This window comes from Bacillus sp. 05T31 (genome assembly GCF_056396725.1).
Genome location: NZ_JBFTMA010000378.1, coordinates 1 through 4,104, shown reverse-complemented (window position 1 = coordinate 4,104; position 4,104 = coordinate 1). Strand labels below are relative to the sequence as shown.

The 4,104-nt window shown below is 35.6% G+C and carries 4 protein-coding genes; 1 reads left to right on the top strand and 3 read right to left on the bottom strand.

The window, feature by feature from the left end; genetic code table 11:
• Window positions 1-108 precede the first annotated feature (108 nt).
• Complete coding sequence (locus AC1DJR_RS19750; protein WP_477003312.1) at window positions 109-1,008, bottom strand: cation diffusion facilitator family transporter; 900 nt, start codon at window positions 1,006-1,008, stop codon at window positions 109-111.
• Between the two features lie 268 nt (window positions 1,009-1,276).
• On the opposite strand from AC1DJR_RS19750, the gene AC1DJR_RS19745 reads away from it, so the two are divergent.
• Window positions 1,277-2,350 carry a WD40/YVTN/BNR-like repeat-containing protein gene (locus tag AC1DJR_RS19745; protein WP_429686716.1) on the top strand — a complete coding sequence of 358 codons (1,074 nt, stop codon included), beginning with the start codon at window positions 1,277-1,279 and terminating at the stop codon, window positions 2,348-2,350.
• 38 nt (window positions 2,351-2,388) lie between these two features.
• Here AC1DJR_RS19745 and AC1DJR_RS19740 read toward each other — a convergent pair whose 3' ends face one another.
• Together AC1DJR_RS19740 and AC1DJR_RS19735 are read right to left on the bottom strand one after the other, a co-directional pair.
• Entirely contained in the window at window positions 2,389-3,495 is a 1,107-nt protein-coding gene (locus AC1DJR_RS19740) for a DUF4179 domain-containing protein (protein ID WP_477003311.1), read from the bottom strand.
• The gene (locus AC1DJR_RS19735; RefSeq protein ID WP_002189106.1) at window positions 3,492-4,058 is read right to left on the bottom strand and encodes a sigma-70 family RNA polymerase sigma factor; all 567 of its coding nucleotides are present in this window, start codon (window positions 4,056-4,058) and stop codon (window positions 3,492-3,494) included. Before AC1DJR_RS19735 ends, AC1DJR_RS19740 begins: the two co-directional genes overlap by 4 nt.
• Between the last annotated feature and the right edge of the window lie 46 nt (window positions 4,059-4,104).

Here is a 4,104-nt window from a genome sequence, read left to right as displayed (position 1 = left end):
AGTAAAGTAATCTTATGAAATATTTACCTTACAAAGTATTTGTGGCCACATTATATATATGTATGCCCTGCGAAAAATGTTATGACACTTTTTCTTATCCTTTTTCTTTCATACTTTGCAAGTTGTCTCACTATGATTAAATTCACCTTCAATTTCTACTTGAATGGTGACATGTTCTACATGAAATTTCCCCTTTAATACATCCGTTGCTTCTTTCAATACGCTTTGCGTTTCATTACCTTCGATAATAAGATGGCAAGTTAATACTTGAAAATCTGATGTTACAGACCATATATGTAAATCATGAACTTCTTTTACAATAGTAATATTTAATAATGTATTTTTCACCTCTTCAGCATCTATGTGCTGCGGTGCACCTTCCATTAATATATGAACTGTATCACGTGTTACACGCCATCCACTTATAATGACTAAAATAGACACAAGAATACTAGCAACCGCATCTGCRGYAKTCCAWCCAAAAAATTTAATAAGYARYGCWGCAATAATYGCTCCRACTGAACCTAATAAATCGCCTAGTACRTGYAARAAMGCACTTCTTAARTTYAAATTACCTTTCACATCTCCRCTTCTCATTAATATCCAAGCTGATAMAATATTAATAAGTAAACCAAGCACAGCAATAATGAGCATTCCATTACTAGCAATCTCAACTGGTTCTTTAAATCGGCGAATTGCTTCAATAAAAATGTATATAGAAATGACAATAAGTACGACACCATTACATAATGCCGCTAACATTTCGACTCGCTTATACCCGTATGTTTTCGCGGCCGTTGCCGTTTTTTCCCCAAGCTTGAACGCCAGTAAACTTAAAGCTAAGGATACTGCATCACTTAACATATGCCCTGCGTCAGACAATAGTGCTAAGCTATTTGTTACAAATCCGCCAATAACTTCAGCAATCATAAAGCTTGTTGTTAATAAGAAGGCAATTAATAACGCTTTTTTATTTTTTGAATGACCGTGATCATGTGAGTGTCCCATACAAATGCTCCTTTAAGTGCAATATCTGYATGTTAGTATGAAACACATTCCCTATCTTTATCCCCCATTAACGCCCGATAGTGAATGCTACTAATCCGTAGAAGATGAACAATACCCCACTGATTAAAGTTTCACTTTATCCCGCTTMCTCTGTATACAAACTTCGCTACTTTTCAAACAAGTCCTTTTTCTCAACTAAAAACAAGACTACTTCTTTTTTATTTTCATATTGTTTACTAATGAAAGAATTTTTAAGGGGGTTACAAACTTGAAACGACTATTTCTCTGCATGGAGCGTGAACTTGTTGTAGTAAAAGAACAATATGGTAACTATGAAACCACATATCATTTACAAAATATGCAACCTACCTGTATTGTGGTTGATCCATTTCAAACGAACCGTATATATTGCGGGACATTTGGACGAGGTTTATGGCTAAGTGACGATGGCGGGGATTCATGGAGACCAATTGGAGATTCATATCGTTACTTTGATTTCCCTAAAGAGGATGGTATTTTACACTCTTCTATTACTTCTATAACGATAAGCTCAAATGAACAAGTTAACGGCTACGGCGTCGTTTATATCGGCACAGAACCGAGTGCTTTATTCCGTTCAGAAAATGGTGGTGAAACGTGGACTGAACTTAAAAATATGAAATCATTATTATCTTCCTATACGTGGGCTTTTCCGCCTAGACCTTTTACCCATCACGTACGCTGGATTACAGTTGATCCAAACAATCCAAATACACTCCATGTTTCAATCGAAGCTGGTGCTGTTATTCAAAGTAATGATAAAGGGCATACATGGATTGATAAAAAATTCGGTGCTCCTATCGATGCTCATCAATTACTCATGCACCCTGAAGCCCCAAATCGCCTTTATGCATCATGTGGTGACGGATTTATGGGCGGACCTGATCGCGCATATCTTGAAAGTTATAACAGTGGAAACAGCTGGATCTCATGTAGTGACGGACTTGAGCATCATTATTTATACAGTATGGCTATCGATCCAGCTGATTGCGATACAATTCTCGTTTCTGCCGCACCGAGTGCTGATTTAGCTCATCACCGTATTCCTTATGAATCTTATATTTATCGTAAAACGAAAGAGACTCCGTTCCAGCAAGTACAGCAAGGTCTACCATCTGCAATTGGTACAGTCATTTCGATGTTTGCTACAAATCCAGCCGAACCACATACGTTTTACACTTTAAATAACAATGGCATCTTTCAATCCACTGATAGCGGTGAAACGTGGGAACAACTAAACATTACATGGAAAGAGGAATATAAAACGCAGCATCCGCATGCATTGCTCGTTACTAGTTCTTAACAAAAAGAGCCTGCCTTCATTTAAGGCAGGCTCTCTATTTATTTCTTTAAATCAATGACAATATCATCTAACACTATATCTTTACTCTTCGCTTCTTTTTTCGGTACTTCTATTTTCTTCTCTTTCCCATTCACATACTCCACTCCACCATGATTTTCAGGTGTATGAACTCGCAAGTGCACGTGAGGTGTGACAATAAGCTTTGTAGCATTTTCGTTTAACTTTTGGAATGTAGCACTCCAACTACTTTTATGTGGTTCTGCTACTGTACTACTTCCGCCATTTCCTTCGCCAGCATAATGATTTCCTAAATCATCTTTTATTTCTAACTCAACATCCGCACTATCCCATATACTTCTTAATGCCTTAGATTCTTCTTGATTATAAAAAACGATAAATGACATCGGGGTTACTTCCATTTTGTCTATATTTACTTTTATTAATTCATTTTCAGAACTTCCTTTAAGTTTCACTTCTTTACTTTCCATCGCATTTAAAGACAGTGCAAAATTCCAATCCCCTTTTATTGATTGTTTTTCATCTATTGTTTCTATCTTGTCTAGTTCCCACTTAACATTTACAACATCCATTTTTTTACTATCAACACCAGTTGCTGTACTCATACCTACGTATTTTTTATCCCCTACTTTTGTAATTTTAGAACTACCAGTCGTACCATTAAATCCAGTAACTTGTAAAAACTCTAATACATTGGGATTTTCTCCTAAATCTTTATCACTTTCAATAGAATACGTTATCGTTACAGTTCTACCATTAAAAACAGCATCATTAAGTGTGACCTTGACCCCATTACTCTCCCTCGTCATATTCAACTCAGTCGAAAACTCTTTATAATTTTCATATAACCCTGTTCTACCATTATCTAAAAATCGGAATATGTCACCTACTATTGGCAGTCCTCCAGCGTAAGTAGGAAATCCAATACCAAGCGTTGCAACTGATAACCCTACTAAAATGGATGCAGCAGCAACACCTTTTTTCCAACTTTTCATCTTTTTCTTCGTACGTATCGATTGTTTTACATTGCGTTTTACTTTTTCTTTTTCAATTTCAGAAGCCTCAATTTCCTCAAGTTCTTTTTCATCTATATCAATATCATTTAATAGTTCATAAATGTCTTTCATATTGCACTACCTCCAAAACTAATATTCGTAGCATTTTGTTGTAGTTTCTTTTTCCCACGGTACACACGATTATCTATTGCTGCCCGAGTTAATCCTAAYTTGTCACCKATTTCCTCTGTCTTCATACCGAGAAGATATTTCATAATGAATACTTTTTGATCTAACGGTTCTAATTGATTAATAAGCTTCAATAACTCTTCCCTATCTTCCATAACGATTAATTCATCTTCYGCYGAYTTTTCTGTACTGATATGAAACTCATCTGAAATAATTTCTACTTTTCTAGTCGCTTTCCGGTAATAATCAATCGCCTTAAACTTTGCAATCGCTGCAATCCATTTTTTAAAATCATTCGGCTCTCCATGAAATTTATTTGCATTATTCCAAATGGAAAGAAATATATCGTTTACACATTCCTCTATGAGTCCATCATTTTGAACCGGAAGAAGAACTTTGTGCGTGATTCCTTTTATGAGTGGTAAGTATGTATCGACAACGAATTCTAGCGCATCTTCTTTTTGTCGCTGTAATCTTTTTATAAAATTTTTCTCATTTGATTTCATGTAGCGATTCCCCTTATTTTTTTGTAAAAGCTTTTACACCCTATAT

What these genes read in the sequence shown, in the direction of transcription:
- AC1DJR_RS19740 (WP_477003311.1), bottom strand. Translation starts at nt 3,495, where the DNA reads ATGAAAGACATTTATGAACTATTAAATGATATTGATATAGATGAAAAA.